The sequence below is a fragment of the Citrobacter arsenatis genome (genome assembly GCF_004353845.1).
Lineage (GTDB): Bacteria > Pseudomonadota > Gammaproteobacteria > Enterobacterales > Enterobacteriaceae > Citrobacter > Citrobacter arsenatis.
On the sequence record NZ_CP037864.1, the window covers coordinates 161,050 to 176,384 of the forward strand.

Sequence of the window (15,335 nt, forward strand, 5' to 3'; positions counted from 1 at the left end):
ATGAAGGTTGTATTGCACCATTATAGTGCTTTAATGTGAACATTAAGCACCATATTGGTGCAAAGCATGTCAGATTACCCCTTTTAACGCTCCGTGAATGTGATCACAAAGAAACTCTGCAATACTTGTTTGCGGAGGATGTTTGTGATCCTGTTTTGTACTGCGATTAATCCGTGTACAATAACGCGCTATTTCTAAAATGCCTGAGGCAAAGTTGTGATCGAAAATTTGCGTAACATCGCCATCATCGCGCACGTAGACCATGGTAAAACGACCCTGGTAGACAAGCTGCTCCAACAATCCGGTACGTTCGATGCACGTGCTGAAACCCAAGAGCGCGTGATGGACTCCAACGATTTGGAGAAAGAGCGTGGGATTACCATCCTCGCTAAAAACACCGCTATCAAATGGAATGACTACCGTATCAACATCGTTGATACCCCGGGGCACGCCGACTTCGGTGGTGAAGTTGAACGTGTAATGTCCATGGTCGACTCCGTGCTGCTGGTGGTGGATGCAATGGACGGTCCGATGCCGCAGACGCGCTTCGTGACCAAAAAAGCCTTTGCCCATGGCCTGAAGCCAATTGTTGTTATCAACAAAGTTGACCGTCCTGGCGCGCGTCCTGACTGGGTTGTTGATCAGGTATTCGACCTGTTCGTTAACCTCGACGCTACCGACGAGCAGCTGGACTTCCCGATCGTTTACGCTTCCGCGCTGAACGGTATCGCAGGTCTGGATCACGAAGACATGGCTGAAGACATGACTCCGCTGTATCAGACCATCGTTGATCGCGTACCGGCTCCGAACGTAGACCTTGATGGCCCGCTGCAGATGCAAATCTCCCAGCTGGACTACAACAACTACGTTGGCGTAATCGGTATCGGCCGCATCAAACGCGGTAAAGTTAAACCGAACCAGCAGATCACTATCATTGATAGCGAAGGCAAAACCCGTAACGGTAAAGTCGGTAAAGTTCTGACCCATCTGGGTCTGGAACGTATCGAGAGTGATATTGCCGAAGCAGGCGATATCATCGCGATCACCGGTCTGGGCGAACTGAACATCTCCGACACTATCTGCGACCCGCAGAATGTCGAAGCGTTGCCGGCTCTGTCCGTTGATGAGCCGACCGTAACCATGTTCTTCTGCGTAAACACCTCTCCGTTCTGTGGTAAAGAAGGTAAATATGTTACCTCTCGTCAGATCCTTGACCGCCTGAACAAAGAGCTGGTGCACAACGTTGCGTTGCGCGTTGAAGAAACCGAAGATGCGGATGCGTTCCGTGTATCCGGTCGTGGTGAGCTGCACCTGTCTGTTCTGATCGAAAACATGCGTCGTGAAGGTTTCGAAATGGCGGTTTCCCGTCCGAAAGTAATCTTCCGCGAAATCGATGGCCGTAAACAAGAGCCGTTCGAAAACGTAACGCTGGACGTCGAAGAGCAGCACCAGGGTTCTGTGATGCAGGCTCTGGGTGAGCGTAAAGGCGACCTGAAAAACATGAATCCAGACGGAAAAGGCCGCGTACGTCTTGACTACGTGATCCCAAGCCGTGGTCTGATCGGCTTCCGTTCAGAATTCATGACCATGACTTCCGGTACTGGTCTGCTGTACTCCACCTTCAGCCACTACGACGACGTTCGTGCGGGTGATGTGGGTCAGCGTCAGAACGGCGTTCTGATCTCCAACGGCCAGGGTAAAGCAGTTGCGTTCGCACTGTTCAGCCTGCAGGACCGCGGTAAGCTGTTCCTGGGTCACGGTGCTGAAGTTTACGAAGGCCAGATCATCGGTATTCACAGCCGCTCTAACGACCTGACTGTAAACTGCCTGACCGGTAAGAAACTGACCAACATGCGTGCGTCCGGTACTGACGAAGCAACGGTTCTGGTTCCGCCGGTTAAGATGACTCTGGAGCAGGCTCTGGAATTCATCGATGACGACGAACTGGTAGAAGTGACTCCAACCTCTATCCGTATCCGTAAGCGTCACCTGACTGAAAACGATCGTCGCCGTGCAATGCGTGGCGCGAAAGAAGAGTAATTAACGCTCTTTTTCAGGTAAGCACAAAAAAGCCGCTGATTTCAGCGGCTTTTTTTATCTAAAAGATCAGGTTGTTTCCTGTTCTGCAATGACTAGCTCAATATTTTCTAAATCAAGCAATTGCTTGAATGAATTAGGAGGTTGGGAATCGGTAAAAAATGCCCGAATTTTACGCATATTACCGATGGATACAGCGGCTGAGGCAGTAAACTTAGTATGATCAGCAACTAACAGCGTATTACGTGCATGCTTAATCATCGTTTTGGCGACAAGAGCTTCGTTAACGTCAAATTCCAATAGTGTGCCGTCTTCCTCAATGGCACCAATACTGGTAATCAAATAGTCGGCTCTAAATCCTTCAATAAAGTTCACTGCTCCTGGGCCAACAATACCTCCATTATGAGCACGTAACGTTCCACCAGGCACCATGACCTCAAGATCTTGATTCTTATATAAGATCTGCGCAACACGAAGACTGTTAGTAATGATGCGAAGATCCCGGCGGTTCAGTAAAGCTCGTGCGACGGCTTCCACCGTTGTACCAATGGTAATAAATACCGTACAGCGCTCAGGAAGATAATCAGCAACCGCTTCCGCTATCGCTTCTTTTTCCTGGGTAAGGGACAACTCTCGCTGTTCAAAGGCGGTATTCATGACGCTGGATACACGTCCGGCTCCACCATGATGTCTGGTGATCAAGCCCTGTTCGCTTAACTTACGAATATCCCGGCGCACGGTTTGCGTGGACACGTCCAGCAATTGTGCGAGCTCTTCGATATTCATATAGCCGCGTTCTGTAATGTAATGAACAAGTTGATCGTGTCGCGGATTACCGGTGACTTCAATGATGCTCATGAATACTCCTGGACTTCTTCCCCGTAATTGTTGGCTATTTTACGCATAAAGTGACAAAAATGATTCGGTTTGCGCACGATTAGGAATTCCGGCTCGTCCACCCGCCTGAGTGCATTTCATCGCCGCCACCGCACTTGCGAAGCGAATCGCCTGGTCAGTCGGCATTTGCTCTGCAAGAGCTGCTGCCATTGCACCATGGAAAACATCACCTGCACCGGTTGTATCCACAACATTGACAGAAAATGCAGTCTGTTGACACATATGACCATTTTCGATCCATAGTGACCCTTCGCCACCAAGCGTAACGTACACTTTACCATTGGTTTGCTCAGCGGCCAGTTTAAGTGCCTGTTGTGCATCATCTTGCCCGGTCATTCTCTTCAGACCTGGAGTTGAAAAAACGGCATGATCTGCCAGCGCCACCAATGGGGTTATATCTTGTGGTGTCATATCGGCATCCAACAGCGTTGGAACTCCGGCGGCACGTGCCAGTTCGAAGGATTTCAACGTCCCTTCATGCCAACGTACATCGGCCAGAACGATGTCATACCGGGAAAAATCAATCGACTCCAGCCACCTTGCATCCGTATCGAGATCCGGGCTTGGATAGTTCACGATAATGCGTTCGCCATGCTGGTCGACTAAAATTGCGGACTGGGATGAACGGGAGTTCGGGTATTGCCGGCAGAACGCCGTATTGACCCCCCAGCTCTGAAGCTCGTTAAGCAAGGTATTCCCACAACTGTCATCGCCTACACGGCCTATAAAATCAACGTCAATACCAAGCTGGGCAATGGCGACAGCTGCTGTTGCCGCCGGGCCGCCACCTGTCTCCAGATATTGATTTGACTGATATTTCCCCCCGCCATCGGGCAGGTTGTTCAGAGAATAAATACGGTCCTGAACGGTGATTCCAACACATGCAATTCTGGTCATATTTGGTTAGTCCTGTGTGATCTTGTCTTCTTTTGTTCATTTTAATGACATAAATGATCAAATTAGTGACACGCGTCTTGTTTTTAGTCATAAATTACAAATATGCTCAAAAACAGACGAAAACGAGTTTTTAATTGTAATTATTTTGTCAACCTGAGACAGGAGAGCATTCATGACAACCGTTGCATTTTTGGGCTTGGGCCAGATGGGCAGCCCAATGGCTAATAATCTGTTGCAAAAGGGACATGCTTTGCGTGTGTTCGACGTAAACCAACAGGCAGTCAATGAATTAGTACAAAAAGGTGCGACTGCTGCTCAAACCCCTGCTGAGGCCGCTAAAGGTGCCGAATTCATAATCACTATGCTGCCAAATGGCGATATCGTTCGGCAAGTTCTGCTGGGTAAAGATGGCGTCAGCGAAGGCCAGTCCCCCAATGCATTGGTTATTGACATGTCCACGATTCATCCATTGCAGACCGATGAGTTGATTCATGAGATGAAAGAGAAAGGCATCAGCATGATGGATGCTCCTGTGGGCAGGACGTCAGTTAACGCGATTGACGGCACGCTGCTGATTCTTGCTGGTGGAACGCCTGAACAGGTTGAACGTGCTCGCCCTGTGCTGATGTGTATGGGGAATGAGCTGGTGGAAGCTGGCGGTCCCGGTATGGGGATCCGCGTAAAGCTCATCAATAACTATATGAGTATTGCGCTGAACGCCTTGTCAGCGGAAGCCGCTGTTCTTTGCGAGTCATTGGGTTTGAGCCTTGATGTGGCCATTAAGGTCATGAGCGGTACTGCCGCAGGCAAGGGGCACTTTACGACAACCTGGCCTGGCAAGGTACTTAAAGGAGACCTTTCTCCGGCATTCATGGTGGACCTCGCGTTGAAAGACCTGCGTATTGCCGTCGATGTCGCTAGTCAGACCGGTACGCCGCTCAATATGGGCATTGCAGCAGAAACCTATTACACCCGTGCCAGCGAAAACGGTCGAGGCCGTCAGGACTGGAGTGCGCTGTTATCTCAGGTTCGTCAGCAGGCTGGCCGACCAGATTCACTCTAAATTTTAAACAGTTACAGGAGTTATTATGTCTTCCCACAATACCCCATACACGCTGAAAGATATTTCTCGCCCTGGCGGTGGATTTGCCATGCTGGCCGTTGATCAGCGTGAAGCAATGCGTCTGATGTTTGCAGCGTCTGGACATCCTAAACCTGTTGCCGACAGCGTATTGACTGATTTTAAAGTTGCAGCAACACAAATTCTGTCTCCCTACGCTTCAGCGGTTCTGGCAGATAAACAATTTTGTCTCGATCAGATTGTCTCTCAAGGTGCAGTCGCTGATTCATGTGGGCTGATTGTGGCGGCTGACCATTTTGTTCCGGGTAATGGTATTCCGGTTGATAGTGTCGAAATTGACAGAGCAATTGATCCGCATAAAGCCCGCGAAATGGGTGCGAAAGCCATGAAGTTGTTAGTGCTGTGGCGTGAAGATGAACCCGCAGAAGAACGTTTGGCTATGGTGGCTGAGTTTGTTCAACGCTGTCGTAGCGCAGGGCTGGTCAGCATCATTGAGCCGGTCGTCCGACCTCCTCGTCGTGGCTGGGAATTTGACCGGGAAAGCGCCATCGTTGCCGCAGCGGCTGAACTCGGCTGCACCGATGCTGACCTCTATAAAGCTGAAATGCCATTAGGCGGCAAAGGTGATGAACAGACCCTACTTGCTGCGTGTCAAAAGTTGCATGAACAAATGAAAATGCCGTGGGTCATTCTTTCTTCTGGTGTTGATGCGGATATTTTTGGCCGCGCGGTCCGTATCGCCATGAAGGGTGGAGCTTCCGGATTCCTGGCAGGGCGTGCCGTTTGGGCATCGGTTGTTGGTGCTCAAGATCCGCAAACAATGTTGCGTGATGTGTCGGTTCCACGCTTACAACGCCTGGCAGAAATCGTCGATGAAGGGATTTCTCAGCGTTAATCACCCATTTTAACGAATCTGGAGAAGAACCATGGATAAGATTACCCAAGTTCTATTTTCTGATATTGGGAAGGTGACCACCCAGTATGTTGAGCTGCCGCACCAGGAACTTAAACCGCAAGAAGTCCGCATTGCTCCGGTGTTTTACGGAATATGTGGCTCTGACCTGCATGTACTGAAAGGAGGACACCCATTTGCAAAACCTCCGGTTGTGCCTGGACATGAAATTGCGGCACGCGTAACTGAAGTGGGCAGTGAAGTAACGAATGTTAAGCTGGGCGATCATGTCGTAGTCGACCCAATTATGGCCTGCATGGAGTGTCGTGCTTGTAAAGCGGGTCGCTTTAATCTGTGTGAGCCGCCACAGGTTGCTGGCTTCCGGGCGCCGGGTTTTGCCCGCTCGCAGCACATTGTACCTGCACGAAACTGCCATGTTGCACCTGCTTCGTTACCACTAAAAGCACTGGCTTTCGCTGAGCCAGCAGCCTGTGCGCGTCATTGCGTAAGCCGTATGCCGAAAGCGTCATTGGAAAGTGTACTTGTGATTGGTGCAGGGACAATTGGTTTATCCATCGTTCAAGCATTGCGCATCATGGGTGCGGGAAAGATCACAGTCATAGAGCCTGATGCCGCCAAGCGCGCGTTGTCCTTAAAGCTAGGTGCCACGGAAGTCTGGGCTCCGGGGGAATTGGATGCACAGGTCCGTTTTACGGGGGCAATTGATGTTGTTGCCGCCCAGGCCACGCTGAATGATGCATTTACCCACGTTTATGCTGGCGGAACGGTAGTGTGCATGGGGGTACCGAGTGGCCCACGTGAAATTCCTCTGCCGATGATGCAGCGCTTCGAACGCGATTTGTTGAATTCCGGCATGTATATCCCGGAAGACTTCGATGCCGTGATTGAATGGCTTGCGGATGGACGGTTTGACACCAGCGAACTGGTGACCGATCTCTTCCCTGTCGAAGATGCGGCTAAGGCGTTTGAACGTGCGCAGCAAAATGACTCTATAAAAGTCATGCTGCAATTTGCTGAGGTTTGATGCTGTAACCCTCTGTCTGGTGCTGCTTAAGGGTAGCGCCATCCTACAACAATGAAAAAGGATGCTGCGATGAGTCACATCACCAGTCCTACACCTTACTCGATCGGTCGTCCCCAGGACGTGATTGATATTGTTAATAAACATTCAGCAGTAAACACCAGTGTCGGCGTCATTTTTATCGCTCTTGGTGGCATTCTAATTGATGCCTATCAGGCGGCGATGGTGGGTTTTGGTAATAAATATATCGCATTGCAATTTGGTATTTCACCGGGGCTGGCGGCGACGGTTAACGCCTCTGTTTTAGTCGCCGCCCTGATTGGTGGATTACTGGCAAACCGTGTGATTAACCGCTTTGGTCAAAAGCGCGCTTTTATCATCGGAATGGGCCTGTGCACAATAGGTGCCGCAGCTGTCGCGATAGCCCCGAACATCTGGTGGGTGCTGGTGTGTCGCGTAATCATGGGATTTGGCTTGGGTATTGATTTCCCGCTGGCAACAAATGCGGTGGCAGAACTACGCGGCTCAACATCTAAGAAAACCGGTTCGTCAGTTAATCTCTGGCAAATGGCCTGGTATGTATCAACGACGGTCGTCTATCTTGTGCTGCTTCCACTGTTGTTGTCGGGTATCGCGGAAGAGCAATTATGGCGCTATGGTATTTTCATTGGTGCTATTTTTGCCGTCATTATCATGATTCTGCGTTATTTCTTCATCGGTGAGTCTGCGATGTGGGCCGCACGAGTCGGACGTTATGATAAAGCCTGCGATATTCTGGCTAAACGCTATGGTGTTCATGCCCGCGTTGCTGCCAAACCAAAAAACGATGATTTTTCTGCTGAAAAAACAGAAAGTAAGTTTCATGGCGGCTATGGAATTTTATTTAACTCACGGTATCGCAAACGTACTATTCTCGGCTGCGTTGTGGCGACGATGCAAGCCTGGCAATATAACGCCGTGGGTGTTTATTTACCGCTGACTTTGGCGGGAATCCTGAGTGGCGGATTAACCGGGGCTCTTAGCGGTTCAGCGGTAGTGAATGCCCTGTGTGGCATTACAGGGGGATTGATTGGTTCACTTATCCTCCAGCGTTTGGGAACTCGCCTTCAGTCGATGTATGGTTTCGCCGTCGTAACGGTTGCATTACTGGCTTTAGGTGCATTAGCAACCACCAACCCATGGCTTTCTTTAGGTTTGTTGGGCGCAATCATTTTCTTCCATTCAGCGGGCCCGGGCGGCCTGGGAATGACCATTGCCACACTTTCTTATCCGCCATCTATTCGCCCGACAGGCGTAGGATTTGCTCGTGCAATTATGCGTACTGGGGCGATTGCCGGACTTATTTTCTGGCCTATGTTGTGGGGTGCATTAAAGACAGAAGCGTTCTATTGGCTGGCAATTGTTCCTTTTCTCGGCTTCCTGACATGCGTGTTGATTAAGTGGGAACCACTTGGTGCAAACGTTGACGCTGAAGACGCTGAGGTACTGGCTGAGCTGGATAAATAACAAGCAAGCGCGTCGCAATATGTCGACGCGCTTTTTCGTATAAATCCGCCGCTTTTTTAGTGATTTTATTGCGCAGATTTCTCGCCGACCCGGAGAGGAAAATTATGGCTGAAATAGAACATGTACCAGGGAAAGAGCTATCCGGCAAAGCCATGAGACGCGTTGTCATGGGCAGTTTCGCTGGCGCGTTGATGGAATGGTACGATTTTTTTATTTTCGGAACGGCGGCAGGGCTAGTCTTTGCTCCCCTGTTTTTCCCTGATAGAGATCCTTTTATTGGTTTAATCGCCGCATTCGCCACCTTTGGTGTGGGTTTTCTGTCACGTCCGCTTGGAGGCATTGTTTTTGGCCACTTTGGCGATAAAGTCGGTCGCAAAATAACGTTGATTTGGACGTTAGCGATAGTTGGTTCCTCAACGTTTTTAATCGGTTTCATTCCAACATACCAGGATATTGGGATCTGGGCCCCGATTATATTAATGGTTCTGCGCCTGGTTCAGGGATTCGGTCTGGGTGGGGAATATGGCGGGGCTGCATTGATGACTATTGAATCTGCGCCTGAGGCGAAGCGTGGGTTTTTAGGTTCGCTCCCACAAACAGCAGCCTCAGTGGGGATTATGCTGGCGACAGGGGTGTTTGCATTATGCAATCACTTCCTGACCCAGGAAGAGTTTCTGGCTTGGGGATGGCGTATCCCTTTTTGGCTATCTGCCATCATGTTAATTGTTGGGATGTTCATACGGTTACATACTGAAGAAACACTGGATTTTAAAAAACAAAAAACGGCTGTCTCACAGGAACAATCAGCACCACCGTTGTTTGAACTTTTCCGTAAGCATCCACGGAATATTCTGTTGGCTCTAGGGGCCAGGCTGGCGGAGAGCGTTTCGTCGAACATCATTAATGCCTTTGGTATTGTCTATATTTCCAGCCAGTTGGCATTATCAAGGGATATTCCACTCAACGGCATGCTAATCGCCTCAGCAATTGGCATTGTGTGTTGTCCATTAATTGGTTGGATCTCTGACCGCGTTGGGCAACGGAAGATGTATTTATTTGGCGCTGGTTTTTGCATCCTTTTTGCATTCCCATTCTTCCTGCTGCTGGATACGAAAAGCACACTTATCATCTGGTGCTGCATGATTCTTGGCTATAACCTGGGGCCAACGATGATGTTTGCAGTACAGCCCACCTTATTTACCCGTATGTTCGGAACACGAGTGCGCTATACGGGTCTTTCCTTTGCATATCAGTTCTCAGCAATTCTGGGTGGGTTGAGCCCGCTCATTGCCTCCAGTTTGTTGGCGCTGGGAGGCGGGAAACCGTGGTATGTAGCACTGTTTCTGTTTGTTATCTCAATACTTTCATTCATTTGCGTCTGGCTTATCGAGCCACATTCAGACAATAAAAATGGCGCTAATAACATTTAACTTCTTACCGAAATATCAGAGAGTAATTTCATGAACAATGAATTGAATACTGAGCATTATCAAGCATTACAACGTGCTTTTGATACCGCCTGGCCGGGACCGATCGGCCAACCCATTTTTCTGGAAAAAGGACATCTACGTCTGCAAATTTTTCCGCGCGATGGTGCCAGAATCACCTCGCTTCAGGCGTTTGGTTTTGAAGTGTTGCGTCAATGGGAGCCACAGCGTAAAGCATTTCAGTATGGCTGCTTTCCTATGGTTCCTTGGGCTGGCCGCCTTGGCGATGCAACATTGACCGTGGGGGAGAAACAGTACGTATTACCTGCTAACAAACCGCCTCATGCTCTACATGGTATGGCCTGTTATTCATCATGGGAAATTGTCGAACATCAAACGGATACCTTGAAACTGCGCATGCTACTGGGCGCTCCTTGGCCCTGGCAAGGAGAGGTCCTGCAGACGCTGACTCTTGAAGACGATGCGTTAATTCTGCGACTTGAAATTCACACCATGTCTGAAACTTTTCCGGCATCTGCTGGATGGCACCCCTGGTTTGAAAAACAACTGGGCCAGCAGAATGAAGAAGATGAATTACTGGTATGTTTTAAGGCCGACTGGCAGGAAGAAGCAGGGAATAATGAGTTACCAACAGGTAATAAAATCCCTCCACAATCAGGTCCGTGGGATGACTGCTTTGGTTTTAATGACGGTCTCAATGTCAGATTACAGTGGCCAGGTAAGCTGAGTATGACGATGACATCGAGTGCGCAAAGCCTGGTCGTTTTTGACAAACAGCCCGACGCAACATGTGTCAACCCGCTTACTCAGGCGCCAAATGCGATAAATAGGACACCCCAGTTTGTCAGTGCAGGTCTTCCGTTGGTGATTGAGTCGCGCTGGCAATTTACACAGGAATTCTGATGGCTTAGCCAATAATCCCGACAGGGACGCATAGTCAAACTTCTCCTTTCCCGCTACAGTTATTCATCCACGGCGAATAAGGAGAAGGGCATGCTCTATATCTTTGATTTGGGTAATGTGATTGTCGATATCGACTTCAATCGCGTGTTAGGCACATGGAGCGATCTGAGCCGTGTACCGCTGGCCTCGCTAAAGCAAAGTTTCACCATGGGAGAGGCTTTTCACCAGCACGAACGAGGTGAAATAACGGATGAAGCCTTTGCCGAGGCGCTATGTCATGACATGGCGCTGCCGCTAAGCTATGAGCAGTTCTCCCACGGCTGGCAGGCCGTTTTTGTTGCCTTGCGTCCTGAAGTCATCGACATCATGCATAAGCTGCGTGAGCAGGGGCATCGGGTGGTTGTCTTGTCGAATACTAACCGTCTGCACACGACGTTTTGGCCGGACGAATACCCCGAAATCCGTCAGGCTGCTGACCATATTTATCTTTCCCAGGATTTGGGCATGCGTAAACCGGAAGCCCGGATTTACCAGCACGTCCTGCAGTCTGAAGGTTTTTCTGCGCACGATGCGGTCTTTTTTGACGACAACGCCGATAATATTGAAGGGGCTAATCGGTTAGGGATTACCAGCATCCAGGTTGTCGATAAAACGACCATTCCGGACTATTTCGCGAAGTTGTTATGCTAAAAAATGTTCAGCAACAAGCCTGGCACCATACGCGTCCTGTACGGGCCTGGCTGAAGCTACTATGGCAGCGGATTGATGAGGACAACATGACGACGCTGGCAGGGAATCTTGCCTACGTTTCATTGCTCTCATTAGTGCCGCTTATTGCCGTAGTGTTTGCTCTTTTCGCCGCATTTCCGATGTTTTCCGACGTCAGTGTCCAGCTACGGCATTTTATTTTCGCAAACTTTATCCCGGCGACGGGAGATGTCATTCAGCGTTATATCGAACAGTTTGTCGCCAACTCGAACAAAATGACGGCCGTCGGGGCATGCGGGCTGATTGTCACAGCGTTATTGCTGATGTATGCCATTGATAATGCTCTAAATACTATCTGGCGCAGTAAGCGTACTCGCCCTAAAGTTTACTCTTTCGCCGTCTACTGGATGATTTTAACGCTGGGGCCGCTGCTGGCGGGGGCCAGTCTGGCGATCAGCTCTTATCTGTTGTCATTGCGCTGGGCCAGCGATCTCAACACGGTGATTGATAACGTCCTGCGTATATTTCCGCTGGTGCTTTCCTGGCTCTCGTTCTGGCTGCTTTACAGCATCGTACCGACTACGCGTGTACCCAATCGTGATGCGGTTATTGGGGCCTTTGTGGCCGCCGTGTTGTTCGAAGCCGGAAAGAAAGGATTTGCGCTCTACATCACGATGTTCCCGTCGTATCAGCTCATTTACGGTGTCCTGGCGGTGATCCCCATTTTATTTGTCTGGGTATACTGGACGTGGTGTATCGTCTTGCTAGGTGCGGAAATAACTGTCACTCTCGGGGAATACCGCAAACTTAAACAAGCCGCAGAACAAGAAGAAGCAGAGCAACCATGATTGCATTAATTCAGCGCGTAACCCGTGCCAGCGTCACCGTGGAGGGCGAGGTGACGGGTGAAATTGGCCCAGGACTTTTGGTCCTGTTAGGTGTCGAAAGGGATGATGACGAACAAAAAGCGAACCGCCTGTGCGAGCGCGTACTCGGCTATCGAATCTTTAGCGATGCCGAAGGCAAAATGAACCTCAACGTGCAGCAATCAGGGGGGAGTGTGCTGGTGGTTTCACAGTTCACGCTGGCGGCTGATACCGAGCGCGGCATGCGCCCGGGGTTTTCGAAAGGCGCAGCGCCCGAGCGGGCAGAAGCGCTGTATGAGTACTTTGTTGAGCGTTGCCGCCAGCAGGAAATGAATACGCAAACCGGTCGATTCGCTGCGGATATGCAGGTTTCACTGGTTAATGATGGTCCCGTGACGTTCTGGTTACAAGTATGAACCAGTTACCGGTGTGGCCGCGGGCAACAAGAGAGAATACGACTATGTATCACCTTCGAGTACCGCAAACAGAAGAAGAGTTAGAGCGTTACTACCAGTTTCGCTGGGAGATGCTGCGTAAACCTTTGCATCAACCAAAAGGCTCCGAACGGGATGCCTGGGATGCGATGGCGCATCATCAGATGGTGGTGGACGAAGAGGGGAATCTGGTTGCGGTAGGACGTTTGTATATCAATGCGGATAACGAAGCCTCCATACGCTTTATGGCCGTTGACCCCTCAGTGCAGGAGAAAGGGTTGGGCACGCTGATGGCGATGACCCTGGAGTCTGTGGCGCGTCAGGAAGGGGTAAAGCGCGTAACCTGTAGCGCCCGGGAAGATGCGGTCGAATTTTTCGCCAAGCTCGGGTTTGTGAGTCAGGGAGAAATCACCACGCCGCAAACCACGCCGGTGCGCCACTTTTTGATGATTAAACCCATCGCGACGCTGGACGACATTCTCCATCGTGGGGATTGGTGCGGACAGCTACAGCAAGCCTGGTACGAACATATTCCATTGAGTGAGAAAATGGGCGTGCGCATTCAGCAGTACACCGGGCAGAAATTTATTACCACGATGCCCGAGACGGGCAATCAGAACCCGCACCACACGCTGTTTGCCGGAAGCCTGTTTTCACTGGCAACGCTAACGGGCTGGGGGCTTATCTGGTTAATGCTGCGCGAGCGTCATCTGGGCGGGACCATAATCCTCGCCGATGCGCATATCCGATACAGCAGGCCGATCACCGGGAAACCTACCGCTATCGCCGATCTGGGCTCGCTGAGCGGTGACCTGGACCGTCTGGCAAGAGGTCGCAAGGCGCGCGTTCAGATGCAGGTCGGGGTATTTGGCGATGACACGCCGGGCGTTGTGTTCGAAGGCACCTACATTGTGCTACCCGCAAAACCTTTTGGCGCATATGAAGAAGGTGGGAACGAGGAAGAGTAGATCCTCTGGCTGAAATGTAATATTGGGTTCATTTGCTGATGCAAAATGCGGATTATGAAAATGCCATAATCCGCATTTTGATAAAAAATCGCATGCTGTCGATGATTGTATTGACGGGTACCTTTCTTAATCGCATAGCAGTTGCGTCCCATCAAAGCGTTTTCTCGAACAGTAAAAATAGCTGTTCCATCTCAGTCGTGTATTTATCCGCCTGCTGATAACCGAATTTTCTCCAGGTGTATTCATAGATAGATTCAAAGTCTTCGACTGCCTGATTAGAGAGTTTATTCATTCAGACTGCGCTTTTTCCTGTGCGCGACCTCCTGTAGAGTCAGGTCGCTTGTGCCGCTGTGTATCCCATCCTCCAGCGCGTCGCGTAATGCGTTGTTTCGCAATTCTTGTTCTTCCAGTAAACGTAATGCCGAACGGACAACTTCGCTGGTGGAACCATAGCGCCCACTTTCAATCATTTCGTTAATAAAACGATCGAGATGCTCGCCAATCGTAATGCTGGTAGTTCTGGGCATAGGTTTGTCCTTTGTGTTATCTATTCACACAAATAGCACCCGTGGACGAAAACATGAACAACCTTACTGACCTAGCCGCCAGGCCACATCCCGCATAACGCTTCGTGCCGCCTGGCTCACCCCAGCCAACTGGAAAAATCCGTGGATAACGCCGAGATAGCGTTGGCTAGTGCACTCCACTCCCTGTTCCTGGAACCGTTGATACAGGGCCTCGCCTTCATCTCGCAGTGGGTCGAATTCAGCTGTAATGATGTGCGTGGGCGGCAAACCGTTGAAGTCTTCACGCCAGAGCGGGCTGACTTCGGGATGCAGTGGATCGGTTTGCGGTATATACATCTCGTAGCCCGACAGTAGCGTGTCGCGGGTGATAATGTAATCCTGTCCATTATGGTCATAGCTCGCAAACCTGGCGGTTGCGTCCAGCATCGGGTAGATCAGCATAAGCTGCGCAGGTTGCCATTGTCCGCCAGCTTTCAGGCGTAGTGCGGTGACCAGCGCCAGATGCCCGCCCGCGCTGTCACCGGCAAGCGTAATTTTGTTGCGGTCGACTCCCAGTTTTTGGGCATACTTCCAGATAATATTAGCCCCTGTTTCAGCATCGTTATGTGCAGCCGGGAAGGTGTGCTCTGGCGCGAGGCGATATTGCACCGCAATGACCCGACAGCCGCTGTACCACGCGAGCTGCCTTAGCTGGTTATCATGGGTGGCGAATCCGCCGCTGACAAAGCAGCCGCCGTGATAATAGATAACGCAGGGTAGAATTCCCGTGCCGCCCCGCGGCGAAACAACGCGAAACGTCATGGCATCGAGTTCAATATCTTCAACCTGTACGCGGGTTTCAGTTTTTCCTGCCAGTGCTGTGCTGGCGATGTAGCCTGCTCTCCGGTCATCAATATTCTGTTGGCGTGAAGAAGGGCGTCCCGCCGCGATAAATGCCTCAACCAGCTGTGCAATCCCGCTTTCCAGTACCATTTTCTATTTTCCTTATCTGTATGGATATACAGGTTTATAACCTGGATACCTACGAAAGCAAATGGGAAAAAAGGGGGCGGGTATGATTCTGGAAAGCGGCTCGCAAAAATAAAAATCGTTCGCGTGAGGGCTACTTTCCCACTTTTCTCAAGTGTAT

17 protein-coding genes are annotated in these 15,335 nt (G+C 50.4%); 11 read left to right on the forward strand and 6 right to left on the reverse strand.

Annotation, left to right across the window (positions count from 1 at the left end; all coding sequences use genetic code 11):
• Window positions 1–216: 216 nt before the first annotated feature.
• Window positions 217–2,040: a ribosome-dependent GTPase TypA gene (gene typA / locus E1B03_RS01725; protein ID WP_003028641.1), complete on the forward strand. Its 1,824-nt coding sequence runs from the start codon at window positions 217–219 to the stop codon at window positions 2,038–2,040.
• A 66-nt stretch (window positions 2,041–2,106) separates the two neighbouring features.
• Here the strand turns inward: typA and E1B03_RS01730 are convergent, their stop codons facing one another.
• Window positions 2,107–2,895: a DeoR/GlpR family DNA-binding transcription regulator gene (locus tag E1B03_RS01730; protein WP_008786989.1), complete on the reverse strand. Its 789-nt coding sequence runs from the start codon at window positions 2,893–2,895 to the stop codon at window positions 2,107–2,109.
• A 39-nt stretch (window positions 2,896–2,934) separates the two neighbouring features.
• Window positions 2,935–3,831 carry a sugar kinase gene (locus E1B03_RS01735; protein WP_133085595.1) on the reverse strand — a complete coding sequence of 299 codons (897 nt, stop codon included), beginning with the start codon at window positions 3,829–3,831 and terminating at the stop codon, window positions 2,935–2,937.
• Window positions 3,832–4,003: 172 nt separating this feature from the next.
• Here E1B03_RS01735 and yihU point away from each other — a divergent pair, with 172 nt between their 5' ends.
• From yihU to fabY, 10 genes are all read left to right on the forward strand, one after another.
• The gene (gene yihU / locus E1B03_RS01740; RefSeq protein WP_103771911.1) at window positions 4,004–4,894 is read left to right on the forward strand and encodes a sulfolactaldehyde 3-reductase; all 891 of its coding nucleotides are present in this window, start codon (window positions 4,004–4,006) and stop codon (window positions 4,892–4,894) included.
• Window positions 4,895–4,919: 25 nt separating this feature from the next.
• A complete protein-coding gene (locus E1B03_RS01745) occupies window positions 4,920–5,807 on the forward strand; it encodes an aldolase (RefSeq protein WP_008786992.1) in 888 nt (295 codons plus the stop codon).
• Between the two features lie 31 nt (window positions 5,808–5,838).
• Window positions 5,839–6,849 (forward strand): zinc-dependent alcohol dehydrogenase, encoded by a 1,011-nt coding sequence (locus E1B03_RS01750; RefSeq protein ID WP_103771912.1) that lies wholly within the window; start codon window positions 5,839–5,841, stop codon window positions 6,847–6,849.
• A 69-nt stretch (window positions 6,850–6,918) separates the two neighbouring features.
• On the forward strand, window positions 6,919–8,352 hold the full coding sequence (locus E1B03_RS01755; protein ID WP_008786994.1) for an MFS transporter: 1,434 nt from the start codon (window positions 6,919–6,921) through the stop codon (window positions 8,350–8,352).
• A gap of 104 nt (window positions 8,353–8,456) precedes the next feature.
• Window positions 8,457–9,782 carry an MFS transporter gene (locus E1B03_RS01760; protein ID WP_103771913.1) on the forward strand — a complete coding sequence of 442 codons (1,326 nt, stop codon included), beginning with the start codon at window positions 8,457–8,459 and terminating at the stop codon, window positions 9,780–9,782.
• Window positions 9,783–9,812: 30 nt separating this feature from the next.
• Window positions 9,813–10,703, forward strand: coding sequence for an aldose epimerase family protein (locus tag E1B03_RS01765; RefSeq protein WP_103771914.1), 891 nt, complete (start codon window positions 9,813–9,815; stop codon window positions 10,701–10,703).
• 90 nt (window positions 10,704–10,793) lie between these two features.
• Complete coding sequence (gene yihX / locus E1B03_RS01770) at window positions 10,794–11,393, forward strand: glucose-1-phosphatase (RefSeq protein ID WP_103771915.1); 600 nt, start codon at window positions 10,794–10,796, stop codon at window positions 11,391–11,393.
• Entirely contained in the window at window positions 11,387–12,259 is an 873-nt protein-coding gene (locus E1B03_RS01775; protein WP_133085596.1) for a virulence factor BrkB family protein, read from the forward strand. The genes yihX and E1B03_RS01775 overlap by 7 nt, the downstream gene beginning before the upstream one ends.
• Window positions 12,256–12,693: a D-aminoacyl-tRNA deacylase gene (gene dtd / locus E1B03_RS01780; protein ID WP_003028671.1), complete on the forward strand. Its 438-nt coding sequence runs from the start codon at window positions 12,256–12,258 to the stop codon at window positions 12,691–12,693. Before E1B03_RS01775 ends, dtd begins: the two co-directional genes overlap by 4 nt.
• Window positions 12,694–12,737: 44 nt before the next feature.
• Entirely contained in the window at window positions 12,738–13,679 is a 942-nt protein-coding gene (fabY, locus tag E1B03_RS01785; protein WP_003825286.1) for a fatty acid biosynthesis protein FabY, read from the forward strand.
• Here the strand turns inward: fabY and E1B03_RS26650 are convergent.
• The 4 genes from E1B03_RS26650 to E1B03_RS01800 all read right to left on the reverse strand — a co-directional run bounded on the left by E1B03_RS26650 (window position 13,616) and on the right by E1B03_RS01800 (window position 15,178).
• Window positions 13,616–13,831, reverse strand: a complete 216-nt coding sequence (locus tag E1B03_RS26650) for a type II toxin-antitoxin system RelE/ParE family toxin (RefSeq protein ID WP_246044136.1) — start codon at window positions 13,829–13,831, stop codon at window positions 13,616–13,618. The genes fabY and E1B03_RS26650 overlap by 64 nt on opposite strands.
• Window positions 13,831–13,971, reverse strand: a complete 141-nt coding sequence (locus E1B03_RS26655) for a type II toxin-antitoxin system RelE/ParE family toxin (protein WP_246044137.1) — start codon at window positions 13,969–13,971, stop codon at window positions 13,831–13,833. The genes E1B03_RS26650 and E1B03_RS26655 overlap by 1 nt, the downstream gene beginning before the upstream one ends.
• Window positions 13,964–14,206 carry a type II toxin-antitoxin system ParD family antitoxin gene (locus tag E1B03_RS01795; protein ID WP_133085597.1) on the reverse strand — a complete coding sequence of 81 codons (243 nt, stop codon included), beginning with the start codon at window positions 14,204–14,206 and terminating at the stop codon, window positions 13,964–13,966. The genes E1B03_RS26655 and E1B03_RS01795 overlap by 8 nt, the downstream gene beginning before the upstream one ends.
• 63 nt (window positions 14,207–14,269) lie before the next feature.
• Window positions 14,270–15,178: an alpha/beta hydrolase gene (locus E1B03_RS01800; RefSeq protein WP_133085598.1), complete on the reverse strand. Its 909-nt coding sequence runs from the start codon at window positions 15,176–15,178 to the stop codon at window positions 14,270–14,272.
• Between the last annotated feature and the right edge of the window lie 157 nt (window positions 15,179–15,335).

Bases quoted from the DNA above. Each gene is read 5' to 3' on its own strand.
- E1B03_RS01730 (WP_008786989.1), bottom strand. From the start codon at position 2,895: ATGAGCATCATTGAAGTCACCGGTAATCCGCGACACGATCAACTTGTT.
- E1B03_RS01735 (WP_133085595.1), bottom strand. From the start codon at position 3,831: ATGACCAGAATTGCATGTGTTGGAATCACCGTTCAGGACCGTATTTAT.
- yihU (WP_103771911.1), top strand. From the start codon at position 4,004: ATGACAACCGTTGCATTTTTGGGCTTGGGCCAGATGGGCAGCCCAATG.
- E1B03_RS01745 (WP_008786992.1), top strand. From the start codon at position 4,920: ATGTCTTCCCACAATACCCCATACACGCTGAAAGATATTTCTCGCCCT.
- E1B03_RS01750 (WP_103771912.1), top strand. From the start codon at position 5,839: ATGGATAAGATTACCCAAGTTCTATTTTCTGATATTGGGAAGGTGACC.
- E1B03_RS01755 (WP_008786994.1), top strand. From the start codon at position 6,919: ATGAGTCACATCACCAGTCCTACACCTTACTCGATCGGTCGTCCCCAG.
- E1B03_RS01760 (WP_103771913.1), top strand. From the start codon at position 8,457: ATGGCTGAAATAGAACATGTACCAGGGAAAGAGCTATCCGGCAAAGCC.
- E1B03_RS01765 (WP_103771914.1), top strand. From the start codon at position 9,813: ATGAACAATGAATTGAATACTGAGCATTATCAAGCATTACAACGTGCT.
- yihX (WP_103771915.1), top strand. From the start codon at position 10,794: ATGCTCTATATCTTTGATTTGGGTAATGTGATTGTCGATATCGACTTC.
- E1B03_RS01775 (WP_133085596.1), top strand. From the start codon at position 11,387: ATGCTAAAAAATGTTCAGCAACAAGCCTGGCACCATACGCGTCCTGTA.
- dtd (WP_003028671.1), top strand. From the start codon at position 12,256: ATGATTGCATTAATTCAGCGCGTAACCCGTGCCAGCGTCACCGTGGAG.
- fabY (WP_003825286.1), top strand. From the start codon at position 12,738: ATGTATCACCTTCGAGTACCGCAAACAGAAGAAGAGTTAGAGCGTTAC.
- E1B03_RS26650 (WP_246044136.1), bottom strand. From the start codon at position 13,831: ATGGGACGCAACTGCTATGCGATTAAGAAAGGTACCCGTCAATACAAT.
- E1B03_RS26655 (WP_246044137.1), bottom strand. From the start codon at position 13,971: ATGAATAAACTCTCTAATCAGGCAGTCGAAGACTTTGAATCTATCTAT.
- E1B03_RS01795 (WP_133085597.1), bottom strand. From the start codon at position 14,206: ATGCCCAGAACTACCAGCATTACGATTGGCGAGCATCTCGATCGTTTT.
- E1B03_RS01800 (WP_133085598.1), bottom strand. From the start codon at position 15,178: ATGGTACTGGAAAGCGGGATTGCACAGCTGGTTGAGGCATTTATCGCG.